Below are 14,166 nucleotides of genomic sequence, written 5' to 3' on the forward strand. Positions count from 1 at the left end.
GGTGGCACCTCGCCCGCCCCGCTCGAAGCGGTGGCATGCGACGGCCGTCCGGTCCCGCGGCCCGCTCCGGCCCGGCCTCCGACGGCTGTGGCTACTGCGTACGGGTGGTGTTCATCCGAAGAACGCCGATCCGGGGGCGTCGGTCCGTGAATCCTCCCATTGCGTACTCATCATAAGAAAACGCAACAGAAGCGACGCCTATCCAACCGGTGCACCGGAAGCGGCGCAACTGCGGCGAAGCAATCGAGGAAGCACGACGGAAGCAGACGCAACGGATCTCTCGGGGAGATCCCGACCGAAAGTGAGGGGCCATGGCTGCGACCAAGGTCATGAAGTTCTGGGCGGTGTGCCTTGCCATGCTGGGCAAGCTGCTGGCATCACTGGGTGTCTCGGCGACGGCCTCGGCCGCGCGCCGGGATGCCGCACTGTACGAGCGGACCCTGGGCAACGAGAACGGGGGCACCGACGCCCCGGGTGCCGACGCCCCGGAGGTGGTGCGCTGCGCCGCACCGGACCGCGGGCCGGGGACCCGAACCCCCGCGGTGCCCGCTCCGCGCGCCGTACCGCAGTACTGCCACCCCGCCCCCGCCCGGCGGATGTTCGCCCGGCCCGAGCTGCCGCCGACGATCAAGCAGCGCATCAGCGCCGAGGCACACGGCACCTCGCCCGGCCTGCGCACCCGCCTGCGCTCCCGCACCGAGCGGTCGGCCGATGAGCTCGCCGCACCGGCCGGGGCAGCACCGTCCGGTACCGCACCGTCCGAGGCCGCATCGGCGGGGGCCGCACCGGCGGGGGCCGCATCGGCCGGGGCCGCATCGGCCGGGACCGCACCGGACGCCGGTGCCGAGGCGGTTGCCCGTCCCGCGGCGATTCCGGCGGCCCGCCGCCATGCGCACACCGCTCGTGCCGTCTGAACCGGCCCTGAAAAAAGGCGCAGTGGCGCGTGATCGTTCCGCGCCAGGGAAACGGGACGCCGACGCGGTCCACCGGGACCACGCAACCGCGGTTCACCCGGAGCAGGCGCCCCCGCAGAGCGGACGGTGACCCGGCCTCTCAGGCAGGCGCCCCCGCAGATGCCCACGAAGACACCCGCACAGACATCTGCACAGATGCCCGGTGCGGATGAAGGCACAGGCACAGGCACAGACGCAGGCACGGACGTAGCCACACAGGCAGACGTAGACGCAGGCACAGAAGCAGAAGCAGAAGCAGAAGCGGAAGTAGACGCAGACGCAGACGCAGACACAGACGCAGGCACAGATGCCGACGCCGCTACCGGCGCCGGCGCGGACGAGGAAGCGACGCGGATGACGGAGCGGCGCCGACGAGGATGAAGCACCGGTCGGCATGTTCCACGTGAAACATCACCCACAGACCTGAACCACCCCTCCTTCACCCGGAGTTCTCCGGCTCAGCCCCCGACCGGGGCGCCGGTCCCCGGACCCCCTCCCAGCTCCAGCCCGAGCTCCGCACGCAACGCACGCGTGTCGGGCTTTCCGTTGGCCGTGAGCGGGAAGTGGTCGACGACATGGACCGCATTGGGCTGTTCGTACTCCGCCAGGTGCTCGGCGAGCCGCCGGCGCCAGGTGAGGGGGGCCGCCCCTTCCGGGTCGGCGACCACGAAGTGCAGCGCACTGCCGCGGCGTTGGTCCTCGACCGCCAGTACCTTCACCGGCCGGCCACAGGCCTCGGCACGGCGTTCCAGGCTCTCGGGGTAGAGCGTGAAGCCCAGCCGGTGCACGGCCTGATTGCGGCCCACCACGCGTACCGTGCCGTCGGCGTCGACGCTGCCCAGGTCGGCCGTCGGATACCAGGCGTCCGGATCGACGGGCGTCAGCGAGCCGTCTTCCTGGAGGTAGCCGGCCATCAGCCCGGGTGAGCGCACCTCGATGCCGCCGAGCTCGCCGGGTCCGGCAGGCGTGCCGTCGGGCCGCATCACGCGCAGCCGTACGCCGGGCAGCGGACGCCCGCAGCCGTGCGGTGCCTCCGGCGTGGCCAGTGCGACATTGCCGAGTTCCGTCAGGCCGTAGCCGTCCAGGAGCGGGCGGCCCATGGTCCGGTGGAAGTTCTCGGCCAGCGGGGCGGGCAGCGGTGCGCCGCCCACGCCCCAGAGCCGTACGCCCGCGAGTCCGGCGCGCACCTCGGGGCGGCGGCGCACCACGCCGAGGAGCGAGTGGTACGTGGAGGGCGCGGCGTCCACGGCGGTGGCGCCATGGGCCGCGGCCTGCCCGGCGGCCGCGTCGAGCCGCTGGTAGGGGGTGACCAGCAGGGTGCAACGGGCCAGCCACCACAGCAGGATGACGGAGAGTCCGTACTGGTGGGAGAAGGGCAGCAGGGGCGCGAGGACGTCGTCGTCCCGGTAGCCCATGGCCCGCAGGGTGCGCACCGAATTGTCGAGGACGGCCCCGCCCGGCTTGATGATGCCCTTGGGCCTTCCGGTGGTGCCCGAGGACCACAGGACGAGGGCGTCGGGGCGGCGGAACCAGGGAGCCAGGTCGACCGCGGCGGGCGCCGGCGGTGCGTCGGCGGAGGGCCGCGGGTAGGGGACGACGCGCCCGTCGGGGAGGCCGGGGAACGCGGTGGCGCGGTCGGCGGCGGTGACCAGCCAGCGGGCGCGGGCCTGGCGGCCGGCCGCGTCGGCGTCGGCGGGGGAGAGCCGGTGGTCGAGCGGGATGAGCGAGGTGTCGAGGTGCATCAGGGCCAGCAGCGTGACCACGTAGTCGACGCTGTTGTCGCCCTGCACCAGGACCCGGTCGCCGGTGCGCAGGCCGCGCTGCCGTAAGGCGTGCGCGGCCGCGCGTATGCGGCGGTCGAGGGTGGGTCCGTCGAGGCGGCCGGTGCCGCCGAGCGGGGCCGCGGTGCCGTCGACGAGGCGGGCGGCGGCGACCGGAGGGGCGATGGTGTCGGTCATGGGTGTTCCGATCCCGTGGTGTCGAGCGGGTGTGGGCCGGGCGGTGCGGTGGCCGGGCACAGCAGCGTGGACGTGGTGGTGGCCACCGGGTCGCCGTGCGCGTCCCGGAACTCGCAGTCGAGGGTGAGCAGGGGTCGGCCGGCGAGGGTGGTGGCCGCGGCGAGGCGCACGGTCGCGTGCAGGAGGTCGCCGGCGTGGGCGGGGCGGGTGTGGCGCAGGGTCTGTGCGCGGTGCACGACGCCCTCGGGGGCCGGGCATTCGGGCCGGGCGGCCAGGAGCCGGTCCTCGGCGTCGCCGGCGAGGGTGGCCAGGTAGGTGGGCGGGGCGATGACGTCCGGGTGGCCGAGGGCGCGGGCGGCGGCCGGGTCCGTGTAGGCGGGGTGGGGGTCGCCGAGCGCGGCGGCGAAGGCCGCGATCCGCGCCCGTCCGATGGGGTACGGCCCGCAGCACAGGGTGGCGGGCGCCGCCGCTCCGTCCGTCATCGCCGCTCAGTCGCCGATCATGTGGTGGCCGCCGTCGGCGTGCACGATCTCGCCGGTGGTGGCGGGCAGCCAGTCCGACAGCAGCGCCACACAGGTACGGGCGACCGGTTCGGCGTCCTGCGGGTCCCAGCCGAGCGGGGCGCGGGTCGCCCAGCTCTTCTCGAAGGACGGGCCGTCGCCGCCGATACCGCGCGCGGCCAGGGTGCGCAGGGGCCCGGCCGCGACGAGGTTGGCCCGTATGCCGTGCGCGCCGAGGTCGCGCGCCAGATAGCGGGAGCAGGCTTCCAGTCCGGCCTTGGCGACGCCCATCCAGTCGTAGCCGGGCCAGGCACGGGAGGCGTCGAAGTCGACGCCGACGACGGAGGACCGGGGGCGGAGCAGCGGCCGGCAGGCCATGGTCAGCGCCACCAGGGAGTACGTCGAGGTGTGCAGGGCGGCGGACACATCGCGCCACGGTGCGGTCAGGAAGCCGCCGTCGAGGCAGGCGGCCGGTGCGTTGGCGACCGAGTGCAGCACGCCGTCGATGCCGTCGAGGTGCTCGCCGACCCGGTCGGCGAGGGTGCTGAGCTGCGCGTCGTCCGTGACGTCCAGCTCCACCACGGGGGGTTCCTCCGGCAGTCGGCGAGCGAGCCGGGTCACCAGGCTCGGCCGCCCGTAGGCCGTGAGGACGATCTTGGCGCCCTGTTCCTGGGCGAGCCTGGCCACCGCGTAGGCGATCGAGCTTTCCGTGATCACGCCGGTGATGACCAGCTGCTTTCCGTCGAGCAGACCGCTCATGCGGTTCCTCCGTCTGACTCGTTCTCGACTTCGGAGTCAATGAACTCAACTCAGAAGCATTGTCCTGGCTTGGTCTTGAAAGGAAGCCGTTGACAACATATCGGACCTCCAGTTGACTAGAACAGTCAAGTGTAGTCATGGGAATGACTCTGATGTCACGGAGAGGTGAGCGTCATGACCGTCCCGACCGTCCCGACCCGCGAAGAGATCGTTGCTCAACTCGCCGAGATCCTGCACGAGGTGGCCGGCGTGGTACCGGCCGAGGTGACCGAGGAGAAGTCCCTGGTCGAGGAGTTGGACGTGGACTCGCTCGCGATGGCCGAGGTCATCGTCGTCGCCGAGGAGCGCTTCGGGATCGAGCTGCCCGAAGAGGAGATGAAGGACATGCGCACGGTTTTGGACATCGTGATCCGGGTGGAGAAGCGGGCGGCGTCCTGAGGGCGGCCCCGGCGGGCGCGCTTCTGCCGGCGCCGCCACACCGGCAGAAGCGCACCCGTACAAGGGATGTGAAGAGCAGTCAGATTCTTGTCAGCGGAAGAACGGCCCGGCCCGGACTTGCGGTCGCCCGGAGTTCGGCGCGGTGCACCCCGTGCCATGTTGGCGAAATCTGGTAATGCCCCCGGGTAAACCGTAGTTGATTTTCGGTCGTCGCTTGTTGACGCAGGCATAGGCCAGGGTTACCTTTGAGGATCTCCGGAGAACAATCAAATCTACTCAAGGCACTGCTTTCTCGGATGTGACCATTCCGGAAAGGAGACATGGTGCGAGGGGATCTATGCGGGGGGACCAGCCTTCCTGTGGCGCGCATTCGCTCAACCATGACGACAGCCCCGCCGACGTGCGGGAAGAGGGCGTCAGTTGGGAACCGTCCCGCTCCCGGGAATTAGCGGACGGCTGTTTACACATATTCGCGAACATCCCCGTCGACATGAGCCGGGCCCATGGTGTGACGGAATTTCTGGGACGGCTTCTGCGGTGTTCCCCGGGCGATATCCGGGTGACCCGGGACGGTTTCGGACGTCCGGTGTGCGCGGAACCGCCCGCCGCCGTCGGCCGGACCACGGGCGACCGCCTTTTCCTCGACACCGGCGGAGACGCGGGCCGGCAGTTCCTGGCCCTGATCCGGGACCTTCCGGTGGCCCTGTCCGTGCACACCGTGCCGCGCGGACCGGTCGGCGAACTGCTGCGGCCCTTCACCCCGTTGGAGCGCGACTACGTCCAGGAGGCCCCGGTGGGCCTGCGGGCGCGGCGACTGGCCCGGCTGTGGACCCGTAAGGAGGCGGCGCTGCGGCTGACCGGCCGGGGCGAGCTGGCCGCCGCCGACGCGATCGACGCGCTGAGCGGCGCCCGCGACGGCCGGATCGACATCCCCGGGACCCCCGCGGGGCCCGGCTCCCCCGTACGCCCCGGCGGCACCGCCTACGTCCGCGAACTGCCCGCCGGCCCGCAGACCGTGGCCTGCGCGGCGACCCCGTCCCCGGTGCCCGGCGTCCGCGTCTGGCGGGCCGAGTCCCCCGACGGGCCGGACGGCGCGCACCACGGCCGCGGCCCGGCGGCCGGCACGGGCGGCTCCCGGCCCGCGGGCTCGGCCAGGGCGTGAGCCACGGGCTGCTCCCCGGCCGAGGGCTCCACCAGGGCATGAGCAACGGGCGGCTTCCCGGCCACGGGCTCCACCAGGGCATGAGCGACGCGCGGTTCCCCGGTGGCGGGCGCCGCTAGGGCATGAGCACGGCGTGCGGGTCGGGCCCCTCGCCCGTCCGGCCGCCGGCGCTCAGCTCGCGCCAGCTCTCCAGCGCCAGCCGGAACGCGCCGGCCTGCTCGTAGCCCTCGGCGGCCTTCTTGAAGGCGTCCTCCGCCAACTCCCCGGCACCGTCCGCGCGGTGGGCGCGGGCCAGGTGGAGCAGGCAGCGGGCCCGGTCGAGGGGCGTCAGCGCGGCGGCGTCGGGGTCGATCGCGGCGGCGTGCCCGGCGGCCGCCGCCGGCTCTTGCCTGCGCAGCGCCGCGGCCGTCTCCAGGACGGCCAGCCAGATCCGGGTGGACGGGGTGTCGATGAGCGCGGCGGCCTGCCGGGCCCGCTCCAGCAGGGCGTCGGCCTGGTCCTGCGCACCGGCCGCGAGCGCCAGCAGGGTGCGGGCGCGGGCCAGCCGCAGCCGCAGCCGCATCCCGTCGGTCGCGGCGAGCAGTTGCTCCGCCTCGGCCAGCAGCTCCAGCGCCCGGTCCGGACGCCCCTCCAGGTACTGCGCGCCGGCCACGGCCCACAGCGCGCTCGCCCGGAGTTCACCGGGCGGGAGCGGTGCCACCTCCTCCCGCAGCTCCGCCCCGAGCTGCGCGGCGCGGCTCCACTCCCCGCTGTCGACGGACAGGGACAGCAGCGCCACCCGGGCCTGCGCGCGCTCCGGGCGGCCGGGCTCCAGCTCGCCGGTGACCCGTACCGCCTCCTCCGCGAAGCGGACGCCGTCCGCGAGGCGGCCCGCGGCGCGCAGTAGTTGGGCGAGTTCGACGGCGACGCGGGCGTGCAGCACGGGCGCGGAGCGGGTGAGCGGATCGTCGAGCAGCTCCCGCAGCGCCGCTTCGTGGCGGGCCGGTTCGTCGAGCCGCCCCAGGACCGTGGCGAGTTCCCAGCGGGCTTCCCAGCGCACCTCGTCCTGACCGGCGCCGGCCTCGGCCACCACCGACTCCAGCTGCCGCCGGGCCGCCGGCCAGTCCCCGGCCAGCTGGCCGGCGCGGGCGGCCACCAACTGGCCGACCAGGCCCAGGCGCCGGGTCAGCCGGTCGCCGGGCTCGTCGGTGGCGGACAGCGCCTCGACCGTCGTGCCGAGGCGCTGCGCGAGGGAGCGGGCGATCTTGGCGCCGGGGATTCTGCGGCCGTTCTCGACCAGTGAGACATAGCTGGGGGAGAGGTCGTCCCCGGCGAGGTCCCCCTGGGACAGACCCTGAGCGCGCCGGACCTCCCGCACTCGCTTACCGAAAGCAGGCTGCTCAATCGTCAAGAAAATCGCTCGCAGTTGAGTGGGACGGACGGACGGTGACGGGCGCCGGGACGCTGCGGACAGGGGCACTGATGACCGCGATTCTACTCATCGCGGCCCCGCCGAGGGGCGCCTGTGGACGGCCCGACTTCCGGCGGACAGTCATTTTTTGTCACGTTCGGAGCATGGCATTCCCCTTGCTCAAGCGAGGGTATTACGACAGATGAGAAGCCGACTCGTGGGTTGGGCCCCCGAAGAGCAGGGGTGAGGGCGACCTCGCGGCCCGACCGCGGGCGAGGTTGCTTGTCATAGGAGCCAGTCGAGTGCAATGACTTTACTTGACAATAAATGACAATTGGCTGACGCTGACCCTCCATGGACTACGCCCCGAGGAGGGACATATGAGCTCCGCTCCCGCATGGCCGACCGTGGCCGCCGAGCCGGAGGACAGCACCGACAGCCGGCGCGCGGCGGCCGTGCACCGGGTCCGGGACTTCCTGGTGAACGACGCCGGTACCGTGCACGAGCTGCTGTGCGAGATCTCCACCCACCGCGCCGCGGCCTACGAGATCGAGTCGACCATCGCCACCCTCGACGGGGCCCTGGACGAGGTGGCCGCCCACCGGCCCGGCCGGGTCCCCCGGCTGGCCGCCTTCATGCCGTCGAACGTCATCCTCTACTCCTACGCCCTCTACCTGCTGGTCCCGGCGCTCTACACCGACCGGCTGGTCTTCCGCCCCTCCAGCCGGGTCAAGGACCAGATGTGCCGGCTGCACGCCCTGCTCGCCGAGCGGCACGGCCTGCCCATCACCCTCTCCGGCGCCAGCCAGCGGGAGTTCCTGCAGGAGCAGGTGCGCCCCGCCGATGTCGTCGTCTTCACCGGCGCCTACGCCAACGCCGAACAGATCCGGGCCCGGCTCGCCCCCGGGCAGCTCTTCCTCTTCCTCGGCTCCGGCGTCAACCCGTTCGTCGTCGCCCCCGGCGCCGACGTCGAGCAGGCGGCCCGCGACGCCATCGCCATCCGGGTCCTCAACACCGGCCAGGACTGCCTGGGCCCCGACCTGTTCACCGTCCACGAGTCGCTGCTCGACCCGTTCGTCGACGCGCTGGTCAGCGAGCTGAAGGGGCTGCGCTACGGCCCCTACACCGACCCGGACGCCGACTTCGGGCCGATCTTCTACGAGAGCGCGCTGGAGGACGGGGCACAGTTCCTCGCCCGCAACCGCGGCGGCATCGTGCACGGCGGGCACGTCGACTTCCGCGGCCGGCGGCTCGATCCCACCGTCGTCGTCGGCGCCGAGGTCACCCCGCGCACCCATGTGCCGGAGTTCTTCGCCCCGATCTTCAACATCGCCGGCTACCGCGACCAGGACACCCTCGCCGCGACCCTCACCACGGGCATGTTCACCGAACGCGCCCTGGGCTCCAGCGTCTACGGCCACGCCCCCCGCCTCGTCGAGGCGCTGCGCCGGCGCACCACCGTCACCCTCGACACCACCCTGCTGTCCATCGACAACGGCAACGCCCCGTTCGGCGGCTACGGCCGGATGGCCAACTACATCGCCGACGGCGAGGACGTACGGGCCGAACCCGTCCTGATCTCCCAGGCCGTCGCCGCCCACCGACCGGGAGCCGGACGATGACCCCCACCACCCACCCCAACGCCTGGGCCGCGCTCGCCGACCACCTCCGGCACCTGGGCACCGACGTGGTGTTCGGGCTGCCCGGCGACGACATGGCGCTGCTCGGCGAGCTGGAGCGGTCCGACACCACGGTCGTGCTCTGCCGCGACCAGCGCAACGCCGTGTTCATGGCGACCGGTTACGCGCTCGCCGCCGGCCGCCCCGGCGTCTGCGTGATCGGCAAGGGCCCTGCGCTGACCAACGCGCTCACCGGTGTCCTGGAGGCGCGCTCCGCCGGCGCGCCGCTGATCCTCGTCGCCGACGGCACCCGCCTCGACCGGCTCGGCACCGGCGCCTTCCAGGAGCTGGACCAGCTGACCGCGATCCGCCCGTACGTGAAGTGGGCGACCCGCGTCGACCACCCCGAGCGGCTGCCCGCCGCCCTGGAGAAGGCCGCCGCGCTCGCCGTCAACGGCGCCCCGGGGCCGGTCTACGTGGAGCTCGCCGAACAGGTCGCTGCCGAACCGGTCACCCGCGTCGCGCCGTGGCGCCCCGTCCGGCCGCAGCGGACGGCCCCCGACCCGGACGCGCTGGCCGCCACGGCCGCCCGGATCGCCGCGGCCGAGCGGCCGCTGCTGCTGGTCGGCGGCGGCGCCCGGCACCGCAACACGGGCCGCCGCATCGAGCGCCTCGCCGAGCTGCTCGGCGCCGGGCTCTTCAGCACCGCCTCCGGCCGCGGCACGGTCGACGAGGACCACCCGCTGCACTGCGGCGTCAGCGGCCTCTACACCGTCGCCCCGGTGGACGCCCTGTGGCGCGAGGCCGACCTCGTCATCGCGCTGGGCAGCCGCCTGGAGGAGACCGCCACCTTCGGCTGGCCGGAGGAGATGGATCAACTCCCGGTCATCCAGGCGGTGTTGGGTGAGGAGAATCTCGCCATGGAGCGGCCCGGCGACCATGTGCTCGGGGACGCCGGGCGGATCGTCGACGGCTGGGCGGAGCTGCTGGCCGGCCACCGGCCCGCACCGGCCTGGCCGGCCCGCGTCCGGGAGGCACGGGCCGCGCTGGCGCGGCGCGCCGCCGACCGGGCCGAGGAGGCCGCCAAGACGGTGACCGAGGGGGCCGTGCCGGTCGCCCGGGTGCTGGCCGCCCTCGACCGCGCCGTCCCCGCCGACCGGGTCCTGGTCCAGGAGAACGGCCTGCAGGACATGTGGTCGTACTACTTCCCGCACTGGTCGCTGGGGTCCGGCGGCGGCTCGGTGGTGCCCAGCGAGCAGACCCCGCTGGGTTTCGGCGCGGCCGCCGCGGTGGGCGTCCGGCTGGCCGAACCGGCCGGGCGGCCGGTGGTCGCGGTGGTCGGCGACGGCGCCTTCAACCTCTTCCGCGGCGAGCTGCCGACCGTCGCCGACTCGGGCGTCGCCGTCCTCTACGTCGTCCTCGACAACGGCGGCTACGGCTGGCTGCAGTCCAACCTCGACCGGGTCTGTCCCGACGGCTCGCGCTTCGCCTTCACCCGGCCCCGCCCGACCGGCACCGAGGGCCTGGCCGCCGCCCACGGCCTGGGCTACCAGCGGGTGACGGACGCCGACGCGCTGCCGGCGGCGCTGGCGGACGCCTGGCGGCAGGTCGCCGCCGGGACCACGGCCGTGGTGGAGGTGGCGGCCGCGCTCGCCGACCTCCCGCCGGGGATGACCGCCGCCGCGGGGGACTTCCCGGAGCGGGAGTCCGCCCAGGAGGAGTGACACCCCGCAGGCCCCTCTTCGGACCCGCACCCCTGTGGTGGCCGGTCGCCGTCGCGGCGGAAGAACTTCCCCGGGCGGCGCGGCACCGCGGTGGTGCGGGTCCGTTGCGCGGGGCGGTGGTCCGGGTGCGTACGCGGGCGCGGCGCGTACCGGCCCCGGAGGGCCCCGGGTATGCGCGTGCCCGGTCTCCTCGGGCCCGGGGGCGGCCGGAGGAGACCGGGCACGTCTTCTTCGTACGGGGGAGTCACGCCGAGGGCGTGCCGGGGGAGGTCTCCGCTCCGTACGGATCGGTGTCAGGTCTTGGTGCGGAACTTGGCGACGGCCACCGGGGCGGTGAGCGCGGTGAGGCCCACCGACCACACCAGCGTCCAGAACACCGGGCCGGCCACCGGGCCCTCGCCCAGGGCGAGTCCGCGGGCCGCGTCGGCCATATGGGTCAGGGGATTGAAACGGGTGAACGTGTGCAGCCAGTCCGGCATGGTCGAGGTCGGTACGAAGATCGAGGAGCCGAACTCCAGCGGGGTCAGCACCAGGACCGAGAGGCCCTGGATGGCCTGCGCGGTGCGCAGGGTCAGGCCCAGCAGCATGAAGCTCCACACCAGGGAGGTGCCGAAGACGGCGGTCAGGCCGACCGCGGCCAGCAGCCCCGGCCAGTGCCCGGCGACATCGAAGCCGAGCAGCGCGCCGACCACCAGCAGCACCGTGATGGCCACCAGCATCCGGCCGGTCTCCACCACGAGCTTGGCCACCAGCACCGAGGAGCGGCCGATGGGCATCGCCCGGAAGCGGTCCATCACGCCGGTACGGAAGTCGTCGTGGACGCCGACGCCCACGGCCATCGCGATGGTCAGCCCGAGGATCACCATCAGCCCCGGTACCAGGAAGGCGGTGTACTGCGCCCGTCCTCCGTCGCCGCCGATCGAGCCGCCGAAGACGAAGACGAACAGCACGGTCAGCACGATCGGTGTGAGCAGCGCGTCGGTCATCGCCGTCGGGTTCTGCCGGATCTGCAGGACGCTGCGGCGGGCCAGCGCGCCGGTGTGCCGCGCCCGCGCGCGCAGGCCGATCCGGCGCTCGTCGAGGACGGCGGCGGGCGGCGCGGGACGGGGCAGGGCCGGGGCGGACGTCATGGCTTCTCCTCCCCTCAGGCCCGCTTGCGGCGCTCGTCGAGCCACTTCTGCCAGTACGTGCGCCGGTCGCTGTCGGGGTGGGCGACGACGATGTCGCCGAGGACGGCGGAGCCGGTGACGCGCACGAGCGGGGTGATGGCCTCCGGACCGGCGTGCTCGCGGGTCAGGTCGCGCAGATCGCCGAAGACCTTGCTGCAGTTCATCTCGACCCGGACGCCCTCGGGGAGGAGGAGGTGCACGTCGCCGACGATCGCGCGGGCCACGATGGTCAGTTCGCCGGTGGACGGTGCCGGGGAGGAGCGCAGGTCGAGGGTGAGGTCACCGAAGACCGCGGTCGCCTCGATGCCGTGTTCCAGCACGGGGCTGTGGTGGACGAGGTCGCCGAAGGCGGCGCGGAAGGCGCGCTGTCCCGGCTTGCCCGCCGGGGCGGGGGGCGTCACATGCGGCAGGTCCTCGCCGACGGACAGCAACTCCGCGCGGGTACGGGCCAGATAGGCCGCCTCGGACCGCTCGGCCAGCTCCTCCAGGGTTAACCGGCCCTCCGCGGTGGCCTCGCGGAGCTGTTCGACCATGTTCTCCCGCTCGGCGTCCGAGGCCAGCACCGCGGGCGACGAGGTGGCGAGGGACGCCGGATCCTTGTGCAGATCGGGGCGTTGGGGCTGGGTCATGGGGTGGTGCCTCCGCGGAGTCCGGCGGTGGTGGGGGCGCGTGCTGCCTCATCCGACCACGTCGCCGCGGGGTGTGCATCGCCGTGCGGTAGTACATCGAAAGGTTGACCCGGGGTGGCGCGGCACACAGTTCGGTGTACCCGGCGGCCGGTTATCCGGTGTGCGCACCGGACTCCCGTGAACCGCCGGGCGCAATGCGGCGGTCTCCCGAAAATGATCTCGGCGGACCCGGTGAAGAACAGTGGGAGGAATCCGAATATCGGTCGACTTCTTCTTGACTAGTTGGTAAAGTGCCCAGCACTCATTGTGACTCGGCGCGTTTTGAAGCAGCCGGCCGGGGTCATCCACTGTTCGAAATCCGGAGGGCTTGTCGAATGCCTGAGCTGGCGGACACCGGGAGGAGAATCAAAGAGCTCCGGGTCGGCGCTGGAATGACACAGCACGACCTCGCCGGTTCCGACATGTCGTCCAGCTACATCTCGCTGGTGGAACGCGGGAAGCGTATTCCCAGCGGCCGGGCACTCAAGATCCTCGCGGAACGCCTCGGGGTCGGCGTCGACGAAATATCCGGAACCGCCGAGCCGGCCGAAACCACCAGCCGGGTCCGCAGGCTCGACCTCGTGGGGCGATTGGTGGCGGCCCGCAGGCAATGGGACGGCGGCGACGCCGAGGGGGCGCTGTCGGAATTCCGCGCACTGGCCGAGATGGACCCCTCCGGCCGGCAGGACGACGTATTTACCGAGGCGCAGCTCGCCATTGCCGAAATACTGGGCACACTCGGCCGCGCCGACGAGGGCGCCGAGGTCCTGCTGCGGATGCTGGACGCGCCGGCCCCCACGCCGTACGCGGAGCCCCGGCTGCGCGCCCTGATCGCCCTCGCCGACCTGCTGGAGTCGGCCGGCCGGGTCCAGGACGGGCTGCGCCACGCGCTCACCGCCTTCCTCGAATGCGCCGGCCGGGAGCCCGGTACCGGGTTCCACTCGCTGCTGGTCCACGAGGTGCTCACCCGCTGCGCCTATTGGAGCGGCTGCCCCGACTGGGCGCCCGGCGGCGACCACGGCCGGCCCCCGGCGGACGGGGTGCTCCCCGGGCCGCGGGCCGCCATCGATCTGCACCGGGCGCTCGACCTGCGCGACCGGGGCGAGACCGGGCGCGCCGCGGCGCTGCTGGGGGAGTGCGCGCGCCGGGTCGCGCCCGCCGCCGGCTTCCCGCTCTGGGAGAAGATCAACGGCCGGTACGCCCTGCTGTTGCTGCAGAGCGGCGAGCCGGACCGGGCCCGTGGCGTCGTCGAGCGCGGCCTGGTGGTGGCCTCGGTCGCGCAGGAACCGGCGTTCCCGCTGTGGCTGACCACCGCGGACGCGGTGGGGGCGGAGGCGGCCGGTGACACCGGCCGCCTCTTCGCGCTGGGCGAGCGGCTGGCCGCGCTGCCCGATACCGGCCGCGGCCATGAGAAAGCCGCCGCGCTCGGGGAGATCGCGGCGGCGTGTGAGCGGGTGGGGGACCGGGAAAGGGCGGCCGGTTACTTCCGGTATTCCGCCGGGCTGTTCCGGCGGGCCCAGGCCTACCGGCACGCCGAGCGGGCCCGGGAACGGCTGACGGATCTCATCGAAAAGCGGGACTGAGGACCGCCGGGCGGCGGGTGCCGCCGCGGCGCGGATGCCGTCATGGTGAGCAATGCGCGCTTATTTATTAGCTTTCTTTCCCAATCCCAGTAGCGCGAACAGGGCCTCCGCGCCGCCGACGATCGCCAGGATGAGACCGGCCTTGTGAAGCGAGACGATCGGGGTCTCCACTTCCTTTGTGGTCAGCCACAGGACCAGACCTGCGATCGCCAGAACAATGCCGACGGCAATACCCTTCATGAT

Annotated in this window: 13 protein-coding genes; 6 read left to right on the forward strand and 7 right to left on the reverse strand. The window is 73.1% G+C overall.

Annotated elements, in window-relative coordinates; all coding sequences use genetic code 11:
* Positions 1-311: 311 nt before the first annotated feature.
* Positions 312-914 (forward strand): DUF6344 domain-containing protein, encoded by a 603-nt coding sequence (locus tag K7396_RS18590; protein WP_086720699.1) that lies wholly within the window; start codon positions 312-314, stop codon positions 912-914.
* Between the two features lie 497 nt (positions 915-1,411).
* Here the strand turns inward: K7396_RS18590 and K7396_RS18595 are convergent, their stop codons facing one another.
* The 3 genes from K7396_RS18595 to fabI are packed head-to-tail and all read right to left on the reverse strand — an operon-like array spanning position 1,412 to position 4,170.
* Positions 1,412-2,911 (reverse strand): class I adenylate-forming enzyme family protein, encoded by a 1,500-nt coding sequence (locus K7396_RS18595; RefSeq protein ID WP_086720698.1) that lies wholly within the window; start codon positions 2,909-2,911, stop codon positions 1,412-1,414.
* On the reverse strand, positions 2,908-3,393 hold the full coding sequence (locus K7396_RS18600) for a MaoC family dehydratase (protein WP_152104782.1): 486 nt from the start codon (positions 3,391-3,393) through the stop codon (positions 2,908-2,910). The genes K7396_RS18595 and K7396_RS18600 overlap by 4 nt, the downstream gene beginning before the upstream one ends.
* 6 nt (positions 3,394-3,399) lie before the next feature.
* Complete coding sequence (gene fabI / locus K7396_RS18605; RefSeq protein WP_086718720.1) at positions 3,400-4,170, reverse strand: enoyl-ACP reductase FabI; 771 nt, start codon at positions 4,168-4,170, stop codon at positions 3,400-3,402.
* Between the two features lie 174 nt (positions 4,171-4,344).
* Here fabI and K7396_RS18610 point away from each other — a divergent pair, with 174 nt between their 5' ends.
* Positions 4,345-4,608 carry an acyl carrier protein gene (locus K7396_RS18610; RefSeq protein ID WP_086718719.1) on the forward strand — a complete coding sequence of 88 codons (264 nt, stop codon included), beginning with the start codon at positions 4,345-4,347 and terminating at the stop codon, positions 4,606-4,608.
* Positions 4,609-5,167: 559 nt separating this feature from the next.
* Positions 5,168-5,770, forward strand: a complete 603-nt coding sequence (locus tag K7396_RS18615) for a 4'-phosphopantetheinyl transferase family protein (protein ID WP_086718718.1) — start codon at positions 5,168-5,170, stop codon at positions 5,768-5,770.
* A gap of 115 nt (positions 5,771-5,885) precedes the next feature.
* Here the strand turns inward: K7396_RS18615 and K7396_RS18620 are convergent, their stop codons facing one another.
* Complete coding sequence (locus K7396_RS18620) at positions 5,886-7,160, reverse strand: helix-turn-helix domain-containing protein (protein WP_086718717.1); 1,275 nt, start codon at positions 7,158-7,160, stop codon at positions 5,886-5,888.
* Between the two features lie 380 nt (positions 7,161-7,540).
* Between K7396_RS18620 and K7396_RS18625 the strand changes: the two genes are divergently transcribed.
* A complete protein-coding gene (locus K7396_RS18625) occupies positions 7,541-8,782 on the forward strand; it encodes an aldehyde dehydrogenase family protein (protein ID WP_086718716.1) in 1,242 nt (413 codons plus the stop codon).
* A complete protein-coding gene (locus K7396_RS18630) occupies positions 8,779-10,503 on the forward strand; it encodes a thiamine pyrophosphate-binding protein (RefSeq protein WP_086718715.1) in 1,725 nt (574 codons plus the stop codon). Before K7396_RS18625 ends, K7396_RS18630 begins: the two co-directional genes overlap by 4 nt.
* A gap of 293 nt (positions 10,504-10,796) precedes the next feature.
* On the opposite strand, the gene K7396_RS18635 is transcribed toward K7396_RS18630, so the two are convergent.
* A complete protein-coding gene (locus K7396_RS18635; RefSeq protein WP_086718714.1) occupies positions 10,797-11,633 on the reverse strand; it encodes an ABC transporter permease in 837 nt (278 codons plus the stop codon).
* Between the two features lie 14 nt (positions 11,634-11,647).
* A complete protein-coding gene (locus K7396_RS18640; protein WP_086718713.1) occupies positions 11,648-12,301 on the reverse strand; it encodes a DUF1707 SHOCT-like domain-containing protein in 654 nt (217 codons plus the stop codon).
* A 374-nt stretch (positions 12,302-12,675) separates the two neighbouring features.
* Between K7396_RS18640 and K7396_RS18645 the strand changes: the two genes are divergently transcribed.
* On the forward strand, positions 12,676-13,923 hold the full coding sequence (locus tag K7396_RS18645; RefSeq protein ID WP_152104783.1) for a helix-turn-helix domain-containing protein: 1,248 nt from the start codon (positions 12,676-12,678) through the stop codon (positions 13,921-13,923).
* A 60-nt stretch (positions 13,924-13,983) separates the two neighbouring features.
* Here K7396_RS18645 and K7396_RS18650 read toward each other — a convergent pair whose 3' ends face one another.
* Positions 13,984-14,163: a DUF5708 family protein gene (locus K7396_RS18650; RefSeq protein WP_152104784.1), complete on the reverse strand. Its 180-nt coding sequence runs from the start codon at positions 14,161-14,163 to the stop codon at positions 13,984-13,986.
* Between the last annotated feature and the right edge of the window lie 3 nt (positions 14,164-14,166).

The sequence above is a fragment of the Streptomyces angustmyceticus genome (assembly GCF_019933235.1).
In the GTDB taxonomy this organism is placed as follows: domain Bacteria; phylum Actinomycetota; class Actinomycetes; order Streptomycetales; family Streptomycetaceae; genus Streptomyces; species Streptomyces angustmyceticus.